We start from the raw sequence: 14,595 nt of genomic DNA, 5'->3' as shown, positions 1-14,595 counted from the left end.
TCGCCCGCCGTGCGCAGTACGCACGGCGGGCGAACGGCTGATAGGCCAGCCGGCTAGACCTGGTATTCGACGTCGTACGTGCCCACCTTTTCCGCGACGCTCAGTGGCTCGTGGATGCAGAGGATGTTGTGCTCGGTGTCCATGAACCAGGCACAGCGCTCGTCATCCGTGGTGCAGATGTGGTGGTCGGTCTTCAGGTCCGGCTCATCATAATCCTGGAACCGGACGCCCTTGGCCTCCATCTCGTCCACGGCGCGCTCAATGTCGCGGACCTCGAAGCTCAGGGTGGTGTGTTCCGAATGCACGCCGTCCTTGACCGGCATCAACTGCAACATATGGCCGCCGTCCAGGCCGAACAGGTCATTTCCATCCCAGGTCATGCCCCGGTGCGGGAGCCCGAGTTTTTCAGCATAGAAACTGCGGGCACGGGCCGGGTCATCCACGGGCAGGATGGTTGTGGCGGTGTTGAGGGCAAGAATCATGGTCGCCACCTCCTACGGGCAAATTTTACGCCCGGAGGTGTACAAAAGAACTGTGAGCTGGACAGACAAGGTCCCGGACTGGCTGCCACCCGTCGGCAAGCCCATGAGAGGCCCCCGCCAAGGCAGGGGCCTGATTGTCACAGGCCTCCTGCTCCTGGCCGGCTTCTTCGTTTTCGTCGTCGCCATGAGCGCGGCGGGCGGGCGGCACACGTTGTACAGCCTTATTCCCGTGCTGCTCGGAGTGACCCTGCTGATCGCCGGACTGATCCGAAGGAACAACGCCCTGGGCCCAAGGGATCCGGACCGGTAGGGCCCGCCGGGGCCTTCCCTTACTTCGCCACGAGCGTCAGCACATCATAGGTGGCCACAGTCTCGTCGTGCTGGTTCGTCAGCACGGCGTCCCAGGCCACCTCGCCGTATTCATCCGTTTCCCGCGGGGTGATCTTCTTGGCGGTGAGGACCACCCGGAAGGAATCCCCTGCGGCCAGGGGCGTGGTGAAGCGCAGGTTTTCCAGGCCGTAGTTGGCCAGGACGGGACCCGGAGCCGGTTCCACGAAGAGCCCGGCGGCCCAGCTCAGCTGCAGGTAGCCATGCGCCACGATGCCCGGGAAGAAGGGGTTGGCCGCGGCCGCTTCCTGGTTGGTGTGCGCGTAAAAGGTGTCGCCGGTGGTGTTGGCGAATGCGGTGATGTCCTCCAGCGTCACCTGGCGCAGCTCAGAGCGGAAGGCATCGCCGATCCGCAGCTCGCCCAGGGACTTGCGGAAGGGGTGCACGCCCTCGCTTTCCAGGGTGAAGTTCCGGTCCGCGCCGCTGTGCCAGACCCCGGTGACGGCGGTCAGCATGTTCGGCGAGCCCTGGATGGCGGTGCGCTGCATATGGTGCAGCACGGAGCGGATGCCGCCCAGTTCCTCGCCGCCGCCGGCGCGTCCCGGGCCGCCGTGCACCAGGTGCGGCACCGGCGAGCCATGGCCGGTGGAAGTGCGGGCGTCTTCGCGGTTCAGCATGAGCACACGGCCGTGGTGCGCGGCGATGCCGGTAACCAGCGCCTGCGCAATGGCGGGGTCGTTGGTGCAAACGGTGGCCACCAGCGAGCCGCTGCCCAGGGCAGCGAGGCGCACGGCGTCGTCCAGGTGCCGGTATCCGATCACCGAGGACACCGGCCCGAAGGCCTCGCGGGAGTGGACTTCCTGCGTCTCGGCGTCGGCCCAGCTCAGCAGCAACGGGGACATGAATGCACCGTCTTCGACGACGCCCACCGTGCCGTCCGCACGCGTGACCGACGGCGAATCGAGCGTTCCGTACGCGAGCTCGCCGCCGGCGTCGAGCATGGAATGCACGGCCGCACGGACGTCGGCCAGCTGCTCCAGGGACGCGAGCGCACCCATGGTGACGCCTTCGGCGCGCGGGTCGCCGAGCACCACCCGCTCGTTGATCCTGGCACCGACGGCGGAAACGACGTCGGACACCAGCTCCTGCGGCACGATGGTACGGCGGATCGAGGTGCACTTCTGGCCCGCCTTGACCGTCATTTCCGTGACGACGGACTTGATAAAGGCATCGAATTCGGGGGTTCCGGGAACCGCGTCCGGGCCCAGGATAGCCGCGTTCAGCGAGTCGGTTTCGGAGGTGAAACGCACACCGCCGGTGACCACGTTGGGGTGCGACTTGAGCGCATTGGCGGTGGACGCCGAACCGGTGAAGGCCATGAGGTCGCGGTAGTCGAGCGCGTCCAGCAGCGTGCGTGCCGGTCCGGAGACAAGCTGCAGGGAACCCTCCGGCAGGATCCCGGATTCGACAATCGCGCGCACCACGGCCGCGGCCAGGTAGCCCGACGGCGTAGCCGGCTTGGCGATGGTGGGAACACCGGCCAGGAAAGCCGGAGCGAACTTCTCGAGCATGCCCCAGACCGGGAAGTTGAAGGCGTTGATCTGCGCCGCGACACCGGGAATGCGGGTGTAGATGTGCTCGCCGGCGAAGGAACCGTCCTTGGAGAGCACCTCCATGGGCCCGTCCACCACCACCTGCGAGTTGGGCAGTTCGCGGCGGCCCTTCGAACCGAAGGTGAAGAGGACGCCGATGCCGCCGTCGATGTCGATCATCGAATCGATCTTCGTGGCGCCGGTCTTGAAGGAGACCTCATAGAACTCCTCGCGGCGGCCGTTGAGGAACTGGGCGAGCTCCTTCAGCTTCAGGGCGCGCTGGTGGAAGGTGAGCCTGCCCAGTTCGCGCTGACCCACCGTGCGGCCGTAGTCCACGACGGCGGCCAGGTCCAAGCCCTCGGTGCTCACCTTTGCAAGCACCTCGCCGGTGCTCGCATCGCGGACCGGTACACCGTCCGCCGCCGCGGCGGGAGCCCACCAGGCCCCTTGGACGAAGCTGGGAACGGTCTGCACGGCCGTTACTTCCGGAGCGACTGCGGTACTGGTCATCGTCGACGGGTCCTTCCAAGGCATGGGCATGAACGGAACCGAACGGCGGCAACTGCATCAGCAAATTACTGACCGGCCGTTCGGTAATAATGTCAAGAATACATGACGGCCCCTGTCCCTGTTAATGGTTCGCCGGGGATTCCTTCACCTTGCGGCGGACCGCCTCGATTTCGGCGGCGGTGAGCCCGTTGGCCGCAAGGAAGCCCTGGACGTCCAAGGCGCGGATGAACTCCAGCAGGCTCACCTCGCGGATCCGGAGCAGGGCTTCGAGGCTGGCATCGTCCAGATAGCGTTCGTGGACATGCGGCACTCCGTGAGTCCGGTGGCGTTCGTTGATGCCCCGCATGCCCTGCCGGTAGCCTTGGACGATTTCCTCCTCGCCGGCCCCGGCGAGGAGCTGCAGCATGACGGCGATGATGCCGCTGCGGTCCCGGCCGGCCGAGCAGTGCACCACGACTTTTCCCCTGGCCGCGGCGATCGCCTTGAACACGGCGGCGAGCTGCCCGGCGAAGAGCCTCAGGTAGTCGCCGTAATGCGCGGGGTCCTTTAGGTACGGGCCAAACAGTTCGCCGAATTCCTCGGCGTCCGGGTCTTCCGTGGGGCAGTGCAGCACCTCGAAACGGCGCAACAGTTCGGCAGGCACATCCGGGTCGCTGTCCCGGGGCTGCCGCTCACCGGAGGTGCGCAGGTCGATCACGGTGCGGACGCCGTCGTCGTACATCTGCTGCCAGCCGCCGGCGGTGACCCATTCCCGCCTGCCCATGCGGTAGACGTCGCCGGCCACCTGCCAGGCGTTCACGGCGCCGTCCCAGTCCACCCTCCGCGGTGTCATGCCCGGCAGGATCCCGTCCATGTCAGTCCCGCCTGGCGAGCCGGAATTCAAGGCCCGCACGCACGGCCGGCCATTCGTGCTCAAGGATGGAGAACACCACGGTGTCGCGGAGCACGCCGTCGGAGGTGCGGGAGTGGTTCCGCAGCACGCCGTCCTGTTTGGCCCCGAGCCGGGCAATCGCTTCCCGGGACTGGTGGTTCAGCCAGTGGGTCCGGAATTCGACAGCCGGGCAGCCCAGGGTTTCGAACGCGTGGCGCAGGAGCAGCAATTTGGAATCGGCGTTGCTGCCGCTGCCATGGGCGGAGGCGGCGTTCCAGGTGGAGCCGATTTCGACGCGGGGAGTGACGGCGTCGATGTTCATGTAGGTGGTCATGCCGATGAGGCGGCCGCTGCCGTTGAGCCGTGTGGCGAAGGGCAGCATGGAGCCGCGCTCCTGGAGTGCAAGGCGGCGCTCGATTTCGGCCGCCATGGCCTCCGGGGCGGGCACGGCGGTGTACCAGAGTTTCCACAGCTCGCCGTCCCTGACGGCCTCCACCAGTCCGTCGTGGAGGTCGGGCCGCAGCGGTTCCAGGGTCACCAGCCTGCCGCGGAGAGTCACGGGCGCAATCGTCGTCGTCACGGCTTCAGCTTAACTTGGCGCTGGCCGGGGGGCCGCAGCTGCGGACGAGTACCGACTACTCGTGACGGGCCGATGTTCCGGGAGTAGGGTCGCAAACACAGCGCCCCTTTTGAGACGCAACCCCGTCGAGACCAAGGGAACCCCGATGAAAACCCACCATCCCCAACCCCGCGCCCTCACCTTGGCGGCATCATTCGCCGCCATGATTCTTGCCTTTGGCCTGTCCGGTGCCCCCGCCCAGGCAGCGTCCACCGAAACCGCGGCAAAACAGGCCGCCGTCTATGTGGGCCTCGGCGATTCCTTCGCCGCGGGCACCGGCGGCGGGGCGTCCGCTCCACCGTGCTTCCAGTCGGCTGCCGCCTACCCGACCCTCCTGGCCGGCACCAACCTCGGATGCTTCGGAGCGACAACCATCGACGTCGCCGGCGTTGCCACGGCCAACGCGGCCCTGCTGGCCGGCGCCTCCGACATTTCCCTCACGGTGGGCGGAAACGACGTCGGCACCGGGGCCGTGACCGCGGCCTGCGTTCCGGACCCCCTGGGCGCGGCATGTGCCGCCGCCGTGGAGGCCACACGGACCGCGCTGGCCCAGCTTCCCGCGAAGATTGCGGTACTGGTGGCATACCTGCGCACCCTGGCACCGTCGGCCGACATTGTGGTCACCGGTTACCCGAGGCTCTTCACCATCACGAGCACGACGCCGCCGCAGCAGCAGGTCCTCGCGGCCACTTTCAACTCCATGGCCGATGCCCTGAACGCGGCCATCGCTGGCGGCACCCGCGCGGCCGGAGCACGTTTTGTGGACGTCACCCAACGGTTCATCGACCACGGCATCGGCTCGGACAGGCCCTGGATCAACTTTGACGGCAACCTGCTGAACCCGGACAACTTCCACCCGAACGCGGCCGGCTATAACAACGGCTACCGCACCGCCGTGAACGCCGCCCTGAAGAAGTAGTCCTCAGGCAGCACCGCAGCGGCCCGCCCGGCCGCTGCGGGCGTCATTCGGTCCAGTCGAAGAAGCCCTTGCCGCTCTTGCGTCCCAGTTCGCCGCGGGCCACTTTGTCGCGCAGGATCTGCGGCGGGGCGAAGCGTTCCCCCAGGGTGGAGTGCAGGTATTCGGCGATCCCCAGGCGCACGTCCAGGCCGACGATGTCGGTGGTCTTCAGCGGGCCGGTGGGGTGCTTGTAACCGAGGACCATCGCGGCGTCGATGTCTTCGGCCGAGGCAACGCCCTCTTCCACCATACGCATCGCTTCCAGGGCGATGGCGACGCCCAGCCGCGAGGAGGCAAAGCCGGGTGCGTCATTGACGACGACGGCGGTCTTGCCGAGCGCCTCGACCCAGCCTTTCGCCGCGCCGGCGAGCTCTGCGGAGGTCTGCTTCGCCAGGACCACCTCGATCAGGGTGGACGCCGGGACCGGGTTGAAGAAATGCAGACCCAGGAAGTTGGCCGGGCGGTGCAGCTCCGAAGCCAGATCGGAAACGGACAGGGATGAGGTGTTGGAGGCCAGGAAGGCATCCGCCGAGAGGTGCGCTTCCACGGCCTTGAGCGCCGTTGCCTTGAGCTCGTAATCTTCCGGCACGGCCTCGACCACCAGCCCGCAGTGGATGAACGATTCGTAGTCCGTGGACGTGCTGAACCGGGCCAGTGCCTCCTCCGAGGTTTCCCCGAGGGTCCCGCGCGCTGCGGACTTGCCAACGGCGTCAGACACACGTGCGTGCGCCCCGGCGGCGGCCTCGTGATCCCGTTCCACCACGATCACGGTGGCTCCCTTGACCAGGAAGGCGTGCGCGATGCCGGCCCCCATCCGGCCGCCGCCCAGGACTCCTACAACGTGCGGAATGGCGGCAACGGTGCTCATGCGGTGGTCCTGTCCTGGGGTTCGGGGGTGCTGTCGGTGCCGGCGTCGTGGGCGGGGCCGCCATCGCGGGGAAGCTTCGCCGCCAGCCGTTCGGTCATCTTCTTGTGCAGGAAGTCCTGCATGCGGTCGAACTTGGCCTGCGATTCGAAGAGGATGCCCTGGGCCAGGGTGTCGATCACCGGATGCGCCCCTTCGGGGGCATGGAAGACGGACTTGGTGATCCGCACGGCCAGTGGGTCCTGGCGGGCGATCCGGTCGGCGAGCTTGTGCGCGGCCTCCATCAGCACGGGGGCTTCGTAGATGCCGGTGATGAGGTTGATGCGCAGCGCTTCCTCGGCCCGGAGCACGGCTCCTGCGAGCAGGATTTCCTTGGCGAGCGGTTCCCCCACCAGTTCCTTCAGCCGCCACGTGGCCCCGGCCGCGGCCATGATGCCGAGCCCGGTTTCCGGGTTGCCGATCCGCACGGCCGGGGTACCGATCCGGAAGTCGGCAGCATAGGCGAGTTCGGCGCCGCCGCCCAGGCAGTAGCCGTCGATCGCGGCGATGACGGGCATGGGGAGCCTGGCGATCCGGCTGAAGATCGTGGAGTTGATGCCGCGCAGGGCGTCATCACGACGGCGGTCCCGCAGCTGGCCGATATCCGCCCCGGAAGCGAAGACGCCTTCGCCTCCGGTGATGATCAGGATTTTTGGCTCGCGCTCGAGGTGCTCGCAGACCTTGTGGAGTTCGTCGACCATCTGCTGGTCGATGGCATTGCGGACTTCCGGCCGGTTGAGGAGAACTGTGAGCCGGTCCTGCTGCTCTTCGACCAGCAGGGTGTGGAATTCTTCCGGGTTCAGAGCCATTACACGCCTTCCAGGAGAAGCGCCGAGCCTTGCCCGACGCCGATGCACATCGTTGCGAGGCCGATCCTACGGCCTGCACCGGACAATTCGCGCTCCATCCTGCCGAGCAGGGTGATCGCGATCCGGGAGCCGCTGGAACCGAGCGGGTGCCCCAGGGCGATGGCGCCGCCGTCGTTGTTCACCGTCCCGGCGTCCAGCCCCAGGCGCCGCATGCTGGCGAGTGCCTGGGTGGCGAAGGCTTCGTTGAGTTCCACGGCGCCGAGATCGGCGACGCCGAGGCCGCTGCGGTCGAGGATCTTCCGGGTGGCGGGTACGGGGCCGATGCCCATGATCTCGGGTTCGCAGCCGGCGGCCCCGCCGTCGATGATGCGGGCGCGCGGCGTGAGCCCGTACTTCCGGATCGCGGCTTCAGAGGCGACGATGACCGCCGAGGCGCCGTCGTTGAGGCTGGAGGAGTTGCCTGCTGTGACGATGGATCCGCCGGGAACAACAGGCCGCAGCCCAGCCAGGACGTCCAGTGTGGTCCCTTCGCGGGGACCCTCGTCGGTGTCGACGACTGTCTCGCCCTTCCGTGTCTTCACTGTCACGGGGACGATTTCCTCTTTGAATCGGCCGGCGGCGATCGCGGCCAGTGCGCGCTCGTGGGAAGCCACCGCGAAGGCGTCCGCGTCCTCGCGGGAGATGCCGTCCACCCGGCCGACTTCTTCAGCGGTTTCGGGCATCGAGTAGGTCATCTTCCCGTCGCGGGAGAGCTCGCCCTTGGTGAAGCGGGGGTTGGCGAAGCGCCAGCCGATGGAGGTGTCGAAGATCTGCCCGGGCTTGGCGAAGGCGGTGGCCGGCTTCTCCTGGACCCAGGGTGCCCGGCTCATGGACTCGACGCCGCCGGCAACCACGATGTCCGCCGCGCCGGCCTTGATCATCTGGCCGGCCATGATGATGGCGCTCATGCCGGAGGCGCACAGACGGTTGACTGTGATGCCGGGGATGTGGAGGGGAAGCCCGGCAAGCAGGGTGGCCATGCGGGCCACGTTGCGGTTTTCCTCGCCCGCTCCGTTGGCGTTACCGAGGATCACCTCGTCGATCGAATCGGGGTCGACGCCGGCCCGCGCCACCGCTTCACCGACCACCAGCCCGGCGAGGTCATCGGGACGGACTGCGGACAGCGAGCCGCCGTAGCGGCCCACGGGCGTACGGACGCCGCCAACAAGAAAAGCCTCGACCATGAGCACATCCTTCACGGAGCAGGGCCGGCGAATAATTTACCGACCGTTCGTTCTATAAAGATTACACGGTGCCCGGCCCCGGTCAACAGCGCCTAGAGGACCCGGATTCCGAGGTGCCCGGCGAGGAGCGGCGCCAGGAGGCTGAGCTGGTAGTCGTCGATCACCACGCCGGACAGGCCACCGAGCCCGTTGACGGCCTTGAATTCCGAGCCGCGAAGGTCAACGTCCTTGAGCTTGGCGCCCGTGACATCGAGGGTGCCGATTACGCAGTCCTTGAACACCACGCGGTTCGCCGTGCAGGAGCCCAGGTCGAGTTCGTTGATGATGCACCCGCTCACCTGGACGTCCTGGAGCTTGGAGCCGCGCAGGTTCAGGAAGTCCAGCTTGCCGCCGTCGACCCGCACCGACTGCCAACTGCCCTCGTACAGTTCCGCGGAGCCCCAGCGCGGGTTGCCGATTTCGACGTCGCGCCATGACGTGCGTGCGGCGGTCAGCACCGGCGCGTACGGCTCGGAAAGGATGCAGTCCCGGAATGTCGCCCCGCGCAGTTGTGTTTCGTTAAAGGAGGCGCGATCGAACTCGCACTCGATAAAGTCTGCGCCGCTGAGCTCTTCCCCGTCCGCGCGCACCTGGCTGAACCGGACGCCGTCGTACCTTTCGCCGCGGCGGAAGTCCGGGGCGGGGTCGTCGCGCAGTCCTTCCAGGCGCACCGCCGGGATCCTGGGGGCGGCAAGCTTCGCGGCAGCCATCAGAGGGATTCCGCCATTGCGGCAATTTCCGCCAGGTCCTTGCCGAGGGCCTTGCGGGTCATGCTCATCCCGATTTTCCCGAACAGTGCCATGGTGATCCTGCTCAGGATCGTGGGCTTGAGGACGGTGGCGCCGAAGGTCAGGGTGAGGTCCGTGCCGCCATCCCGCCCGGCCAAGGCGAAGTGCGTGGTGTAGTCCGCGCCGCCCTGCAGCGCCTTGACCGTGGTGCTGCGCGGCGGGTCGGTTTCAGCCACCCACATTTCGACGGTCTCCTGCCGGCCCATCATGGTGCGGGTTTCCTTCCAGCGGGTGCCTTCGCCGTAGGGGCCATCGCTGAGCATCTGGATGGCGTCGACGCCGGAGAGGGTCGCGGCCGAACCGGGAATGTCCGAGATGACGGCCCAGACCTTCTCCGGGGCGGCGTTGATGTGCTGCGTCAGGGTGGTGGTGTGCTCCATGCAACGAGCCTAGCCCCGGGCACCGACACTCCCAACCGTCCGCGAACGGCGCCCCCGGGGACGCGAACGGCGGGCACCTCCAAAGGAGGCACCCGCCGTCGAACGTTACGGAACCTTAGGCGAAGAGTTCGCTCTTGGGTTCGTTGTTCTTGACCTTCTGCCAGCCGAGCCAGAGCACTAGGGCGAAGAACGGGATGGTGCCCAGGGTCCAGGCGCCGAGGTAGAAGACCTCGCCGCTCTTGCTGGTCATGGTGTCGAAGCCGATCAGGACGGTGATGGCCAGCAACGCCACCAGGCCGGCCCAGCTGGTCCACGGCGAACCGGGCATCGGAAGGCTGGAGACGAGGCCCTTCTTCTTCCGCAGCATGATCTGGCTAGCGAAGATGGAACCCCAGGTGAAGATGACGCCGATCGAGGCGGTGTTGAGCGCGAGGTCGAAGGCGTGCGAGCCGCCCAGCCAGATGTTCAGCAGGATGCCCACGAGGTAGACGACGCCGATGGCCAGGATGGCTGCATACGGGACGTGGCGGGTGGACATGCGGGTGAGCCACTGCGGGGCGTGGCCGTTGTTGGCCATCGTGCGGAAGATGCGGCCGATCGAGTACAGGCCGGAGTTGCAGGAGGACAGGGCGGCGGTGATGACGATCATGTTCATGACGTCGCCCATCCAGCCCAGGCCCATCTGCCCGAACACGGTGACGAACGGCGAGGTTCCGGCCTTGTACTGGTCGGACGGGAGCAGCATGGCGAGCAGCGTCACGGAGCCGACGTAGAAGACCACAATGCGCAGCACGACGGCGCGGATCGCCTTGGGCACTTCGCGTTCCGGGTTCTTCATCTCGCCGGCGGTGATGCCGACCAGTTCGATCGCGTTGTAGGCGAAGATTACGGCGTTGAGGACCAGGATCATCACCAGGCCGCCCTTGGGGAACATGCCGCCGTCGTCATGGAAAAGGTTGCCCACCGAGGCGTGGCCGCCGCCCACCTGGGCGTTGGTGGCCACCATGAAGGTGCCCACGGCCAGGAAGATGACGATCGCGGCGACCTTCAGGCAGGAAGCCCAGAATTCGAACTCACCGAAGGCCTTCACGCTAAACAGGTTCACGGCCACCAGCAGCACCAGCGCGGCGATGGCGGACAGTTCCACGGGGACGTTGGGGAAGAAGAACTGGAAGTAGAGGCCGATCGCGATCAGCTCGGCGATGCCCGTCATGGCCCAGTTGATGAAGTACATCCAGCCGGACAGGTAGGCGCCCTTCTTGCCGAAGAGTTCACCGGCGTAGCTAACGAAGGAGCCGGAGGTCTGGCGGTACATGATGAGTTCGCCGAGGGCACGCATCAGCAGGTAGGCGATGACGCCGGCAATCGCGTACGAGAAGATCAGGGCCGGGCCGGTGGAGGCCAGGCGCCCGCCGGCGCCCATGAACAGGCCGACGCCGATGGCGCCGCCCATCGCGATCATGGTGACGTGGCGACGGCTCAGGGTCTTGCTGTAGCCCTCGGCGCTGAGGGACGGGTCGACGGCGGTGGCCTGGCCGGTGGGGTTCTTAAGGTCTGTGGGGGTACTTTGCGACACAGCTGTTCCTTGTGGGTTGGGGAGGTACCAGCGCCCTTTACTGCACGTGATTCGGCTCACTGGCCGGAATCCTGTTCACTTCTGCGGGTTACAGAGCAAATCATCGAAGGGCGAATCCAGCAACCCCATCTTACAGTGTGAAACGCACCACGCGTGACCGGGGCTACATCCGGCCTCGCGGACTGCTTCCTGCCCGGGTCATTTGCGGCTAGCCTGTGTCTAGCTCGACAGACACACCCTGCAGGTGGACGGTCTTCGTTGCACCTGGCCTTCGCACTGGATCTGGGGGGAAACTTGCGAAACAGAAGGTTGCTGCCCGCCGTATTTCTGCTTGCCGTATTCCCGCTTGCCTTAACCGGCTGCTCCGGCGGAGGCACGGGTCCGGCCGGTCAAAGCCCAAGCCCAAGCCCGGCTCCGTCGTCGTCGGCGTCCGCAAGCCTGGGCACCGCCCCGCCGACAGAACGAGCCCCCTCACCGCCACCTTCGTCCCCCGGTGACGTCTCCACTTCCTTCAACGCGATCGATGCCTTGCGGAACCAAAGTTGCACGGCGGCAAGCGACGGATCCTGGACCTTCAAGGGCACCCTCGTCAACGACACCGGCGTGGCGAAGACCTACACAGTGGCCGTCGCCGTGACCATCGGCGCGGCAGTCCAGGGCCACGCGCTCATCACCGAAACGGTCCAGCCCGGAAAGTCTGCCGACGTCTCCGCCAAGGATTTCGCACACACCACGGGCCAGGCGGGCAGCTGCGAGCCTGTCGTCTCGGCGGAGGATGCACAATGAAACCCGCTGCCGTAGTGAATACCGGGCTCCTGGCGAGAAGGTCGCTCGCGGCGATTGCCCTCTTGCTGGCCCTTGGGGTTGCTCCCCTGGCCACCGCGCCGGCCTTCGCGGAGGAAGTCCCAAGCCCGGGGGCGGGCACCTCCCCCACGGGTGAAGTCAGCCCCACGGGCGAGGTGACACCCACGGGTGAAGTCAGCCCCACGGGCGAGGTGACACCCACGGACGAGGCCAGCCCGCCGGCGCCAGGCCCAGGCTCCGGATCGGAGGCGCCGGAACTTTCCCCGAGCCCGGATGCGCCGACGACCCTCGAGGAACCGGCTCCTTCGGAGCCGGCCGAGGCTTCCGAACCACCGGCACCCACTTTCACCGCGTCCGGAGCAATCGGGGCGAAGTGGCTCGGCATGGGCGGCGCCGCGGGCGTGCTCGGCGAGCCGATTTCCAAGGAGTACTGCGCAGAAAGCGGCCTTTGCCAGCAAAAGTTCGAGGGCGGACTGATCTACTGGACCGGCGCCGACGGCGCACACACCGTCCTCTCGAAGACTGGCCACACCGGTCCGGCCTTCTTCACGGGCGGCGGCCTGGCCGTATTCGGCTACCCGGTGGGCGACGAAACAACGGTGCCCGGCGGCACTTTGCAGAAGTTCTCCAGCGGAAAGCTCCTGGTCTGGAACGGAACCGAGGTCTTCCGCATCTGGTCCCGCGGGGCGATCGGCGGGTTCTGGGCTGCGTTGGGATCAACCGCCGGCCTGGGCGTGCCGCTATCGAACGAGACATGCGGGCTCCGCAACGGCGGCTGCTACCAGTCATTCTCAAGGGGAACCATCTACTGGTCCCCAGCCACTGGAGCACGCTTTGTCCGCGGCGCCATCCAGACCCGCTGGAAGTCGGTAGGCGCGCAGGACAGCGTGATGGGTTACCCGGTAACCAGTGAAATTTGCGGCCAGCCCGCCAGCGGGTGTCTCCAGCGCTTCCAGGGCGGGAACATCTACTGGTCGCCGGGCAGCGGGGTCTGGGTGGTCCGGGGCGCCATCGGCGGCCAGTACGCTGCTGCCGGCGCCAACCGCGGCCTCCTCCTCTACCCGCTTTCGAACGAAAAATGCGCCGGAGGCAAGTGCATCCAGAACTTCCAGGGCGGTTTCATCGGCTGGGAGGGCCACGCGGGAACCCGCATCTATTCCAAAGGCACCGAATGCCAGAAATTGAACAACGGAAAGTCCAAGTTCCCCACCTACGGCGCCAACCGGGTGCTCTTGACCGTCGCCCGCGATTACAAGGTGTCCAGGTCTACGAGCATTTACTGCAAGAGCCTGGCCGGAACCTACGTCCCTGACTGGAAGACGGACAGCTACGTGGGCGCCTCGGGATTCAAGCCTCCGGGAGTCCCGTCCGGTCCCACGCGCTACCTCTTCTCGCCCACGGGTTCCTTCAGCGTGACCGAGGCGTTCGGCCTCGGAAACCCCGGGACCAAGCTCGCTTACCGGACGCTGAACCCGCGCTCGCGTTGGGGCGGCAACCCCTGGACACCTACCTACAACAAGTACTTTGAGTCCTCATCGTGGGTGGGCTGGGACGAGAACATGTGGTATTTCGCCACCCGTTCCACCCACGACTATCGCCAGGGCGTGGTCATCAACTACAACCGGCCGAACATCGTCCAGAACGCAGGCTTCGCGATCTTCCTGCACATGAACAAGGTGCCGACGGCCGGATGCATTTCCCTTGATGACTGGGCGGTGCTGGATTACATCAGGAAGTCCGCCCCGGGCGACCGGATCATCATGGGAACCTACCGGGACCTGTTCCGCTGACAGTGCGCTTGGGTGACCCGGTTCAGTGCGGTCCTGCTGACATGTTCAGCGGGCCAGCGCCGCCGCCCGCTTCCGGCGCGCCTTCGCCAGCCGCGTGCCGATCAGGCCCTGCCTCGGACTAAAGAGATAGACGACGGCGAACACGGTGCCCTGGGCGAGCACCACCATGGCGCCGGAGGCCGTGTCCAGGTAGTAGCTGATGTAAATGCCGGCCACCGAACATGCGGCGGAAATGACGGGAGCGATCACCAGCATCCGGGAGAAGCGGTCAGTCAGCAGGTACGCGGTGGCCCCCGGGATGATGAGCATGGCCACCACCAGCACCACGCCCACGGTCTGCAGGGCCACCACCGAGGTCAGCGCGAGCAGGCCCAGGAGCAGGGCGCCGAGGCGCCGCGGTGACAGACCGATCGCGTGGGCGTGGGTGGGGTCGAAGGCGTAAAGGGTCAGGTCCCGGCGCTTGAGCACCAGGATTGCGAAGGCCACCACACCCAGGATCACCACTTGGACAAGGTCCGCCATGCTGACGCCCAGCAGGTTGCCGAAAATGATGTGGTTCAGGTCCGTCTGGCTGGGGGTGACGGAAATCAGCACCAGCCCGAGGGCGAAGAGCGAGGTGAAGACGATCCCGATCGCAGCGTCCTCCTTGACCCGGCTCGTGTTGCGAACGACGCCGATCAGCGTCACGGCCAACAGTGCGAACACCAAAGCGCCGAGGGCGAACGGCGCCCCGACAATGTAGGCGAGCACGACGCCGGGCAGCACCGCGTGCGACACGGCGTCACCCATCAGCGACCAGCCGATCAGCACCAGCCAGCAACTCAGGACGGCACAGACGACGGCGGCGATCGCCGTCGTGAGCAGGGCGCGGACCATGAAGTCGTAGCTGAGCGGTTCCAGCAGCATGCTGAGCAGGTCCATCG

The 14,595-nt window shown here is 66.7% G+C and carries 15 protein-coding genes; 4 read left to right on the top strand and 11 right to left on the bottom strand.

Annotated features, from left to right (window positions below):
- Positions 1-53: 53 nt before the first annotated feature.
- Complete coding sequence (locus tag BLP88_RS03805; RefSeq protein ID WP_084110761.1) at positions 54-482, bottom strand: VOC family protein; 429 nt, start codon at positions 480-482, stop codon at positions 54-56.
- Positions 483-534: 52 nt separating this feature from the next.
- On the opposite strand from BLP88_RS03805, the gene BLP88_RS03800 reads away from it, so the two are divergent.
- On the top strand, positions 535-792 hold the full coding sequence (locus tag BLP88_RS03800) for a hypothetical protein (RefSeq protein ID WP_139163289.1): 258 nt from the start codon (positions 535-537) through the stop codon (positions 790-792).
- A gap of 19 nt (positions 793-811) precedes the next feature.
- On the opposite strand, the gene paaZ is transcribed toward BLP88_RS03800, so the two are convergent.
- From paaZ to BLP88_RS03785, 3 genes are all read right to left on the bottom strand, one after another.
- Positions 812-2,911: a phenylacetic acid degradation bifunctional protein PaaZ gene (gene paaZ / locus BLP88_RS03795; RefSeq protein ID WP_074587020.1), complete on the bottom strand. Its 2,100-nt coding sequence runs from the start codon at positions 2,909-2,911 to the stop codon at positions 812-814.
- Positions 2,912-3,032: 121 nt separating this feature from the next.
- Positions 3,033-3,764 carry a tyrosine-protein phosphatase gene (locus BLP88_RS03790; RefSeq protein ID WP_084110759.1) on the bottom strand — a complete coding sequence of 244 codons (732 nt, stop codon included), beginning with the start codon at positions 3,762-3,764 and terminating at the stop codon, positions 3,033-3,035.
- Position 3,765: 1 nt separating this feature from the next.
- The gene (locus BLP88_RS03785) at positions 3,766-4,362 is read right to left on the bottom strand and encodes a GNAT family N-acetyltransferase (RefSeq protein WP_074587018.1); all 597 of its coding nucleotides are present in this window, start codon (positions 4,360-4,362) and stop codon (positions 3,766-3,768) included.
- A 145-nt stretch (positions 4,363-4,507) separates the two neighbouring features.
- Here BLP88_RS03785 and BLP88_RS03780 point away from each other — a divergent pair, with 145 nt between their 5' ends.
- Positions 4,508-5,320 carry an SGNH/GDSL hydrolase family protein gene (locus BLP88_RS03780; protein WP_074587017.1) on the top strand — a complete coding sequence of 271 codons (813 nt, stop codon included), beginning with the start codon at positions 4,508-4,510 and terminating at the stop codon, positions 5,318-5,320.
- Between the two features lie 43 nt (positions 5,321-5,363).
- Here BLP88_RS03780 and BLP88_RS03775 read toward each other — a convergent pair whose 3' ends face one another.
- The 6 genes from BLP88_RS03775 to BLP88_RS03750 all read right to left on the bottom strand — a co-directional run bounded on the left by BLP88_RS03775 (position 5,364) and on the right by BLP88_RS03750 (position 11,078).
- On the bottom strand, positions 5,364-6,227 hold the full coding sequence (locus BLP88_RS03775) for a 3-hydroxyacyl-CoA dehydrogenase family protein (RefSeq protein WP_074587015.1): 864 nt from the start codon (positions 6,225-6,227) through the stop codon (positions 5,364-5,366).
- Positions 6,224-7,072: an enoyl-CoA hydratase/isomerase family protein gene (locus BLP88_RS03770; RefSeq protein WP_074587013.1), complete on the bottom strand. Its 849-nt coding sequence runs from the start codon at positions 7,070-7,072 to the stop codon at positions 6,224-6,226. The genes BLP88_RS03775 and BLP88_RS03770 overlap by 4 nt, the downstream gene beginning before the upstream one ends.
- Entirely contained in the window at positions 7,072-8,295 is a 1,224-nt protein-coding gene (locus tag BLP88_RS03765) for a thiolase family protein (RefSeq protein WP_074587011.1), read from the bottom strand. Before BLP88_RS03765 ends, BLP88_RS03770 begins: the two co-directional genes overlap by 1 nt.
- Positions 8,296-8,387: 92 nt before the next feature.
- Positions 8,388-9,044, bottom strand: coding sequence for a pentapeptide repeat-containing protein (locus BLP88_RS03760; protein WP_074587009.1), 657 nt, complete (start codon positions 9,042-9,044; stop codon positions 8,388-8,390).
- Complete coding sequence (locus tag BLP88_RS03755) at positions 9,044-9,502, bottom strand: SRPBCC family protein (protein ID WP_074587007.1); 459 nt, start codon at positions 9,500-9,502, stop codon at positions 9,044-9,046. The genes BLP88_RS03760 and BLP88_RS03755 overlap by 1 nt, the downstream gene beginning before the upstream one ends.
- Before the next feature lie 115 nt (positions 9,503-9,617).
- Positions 9,618-11,078 carry an amino acid permease gene (locus BLP88_RS03750; protein ID WP_074587005.1) on the bottom strand — a complete coding sequence of 487 codons (1,461 nt, stop codon included), beginning with the start codon at positions 11,076-11,078 and terminating at the stop codon, positions 9,618-9,620.
- Between the two features lie 528 nt (positions 11,079-11,606).
- On the opposite strand from BLP88_RS03750, the gene BLP88_RS03745 reads away from it, so the two are divergent.
- On the top strand, positions 11,607-11,864 hold the full coding sequence (locus BLP88_RS03745; RefSeq protein WP_074587003.1) for a hypothetical protein: 258 nt from the start codon (positions 11,607-11,609) through the stop codon (positions 11,862-11,864).
- On the top strand, positions 11,861-13,672 hold the full coding sequence (locus BLP88_RS03740) for a hypothetical protein (RefSeq protein ID WP_084110757.1): 1,812 nt from the start codon (positions 11,861-11,863) through the stop codon (positions 13,670-13,672). The genes BLP88_RS03745 and BLP88_RS03740 overlap by 4 nt, the downstream gene beginning before the upstream one ends.
- 45 nt (positions 13,673-13,717) lie before the next feature.
- Here BLP88_RS03740 and BLP88_RS03735 read toward each other — a convergent pair whose 3' ends face one another.
- Entirely contained in the window at positions 13,718-14,593 is an 876-nt protein-coding gene (locus BLP88_RS03735; RefSeq protein WP_074586999.1) for a metal ABC transporter permease, read from the bottom strand.
- Between the last annotated feature and the right edge of the window lie 2 nt (positions 14,594-14,595).

The sequence above is a fragment of the Arthrobacter cupressi genome (assembly GCF_900099975.1).
Classification (GTDB): Bacteria; Actinomycetota; Actinomycetes; order Actinomycetales; family Micrococcaceae; genus Arthrobacter; species Arthrobacter cupressi.
This window is presented reverse-complemented; position numbering and strand designations above follow the sequence as displayed.